Origin of the sequence: Sphingomonas sp. GC_Shp_6 (assembly GCF_026540835.1) — a bacterium.
Lineage (GTDB): Bacteria > Pseudomonadota > Alphaproteobacteria > Sphingomonadales > Sphingomonadaceae > Sphingomonas.
In genome coordinates this window covers 1-360 of the sequence record NZ_JALNUO010000054.1, presented here as the reverse complement: position 1 = coordinate 360, position 360 = coordinate 1, and the positions used below count along the sequence as shown (strand labels likewise).

Annotated in this window: 1 protein-coding gene; it reads left to right on the top strand. The window is 65.6% G+C overall.

Annotated elements, in window-relative coordinates; genetic code table 11:
* Positions 1–360: YDG domain-containing protein (locus OXQ95_RS18655; protein WP_267383140.1), on the top strand; the 360-nt coding region annotated here is incomplete at both ends.

The window sequence follows — 360 nt, the reverse complement described above, 5'->3', positions numbered from 1 at the left end:
CCGTCGCCTTGAACAATCCCATCAGCGGCAGCTACGACACCAAGAATGTCGGCACCGCGAAAACCGTGAGCGTCGGCAACCTGGCGCTGACCGGCGGCGACGCCAGTAACTACACCGTCAACACCAGCGCGAGCGCGGCGATCGGCAGCATCGCGGCGAAGGCACTGACGGCGTCGCTGACGGGCGGCGTGGCGAAGACCTATGACGGTACGACGGCGGCGACGCTGACAGGTGGCAACTATGCGCTCGCCGGTGCGGTGGCTGGCGACGCGGTGGCGTTGAACAATCCTCTCAGCGGCATTTACGATACGAAGACTGTCGGCACGGGCAAGACGGTCAGCGTCGGCAACCTGGCGCTGA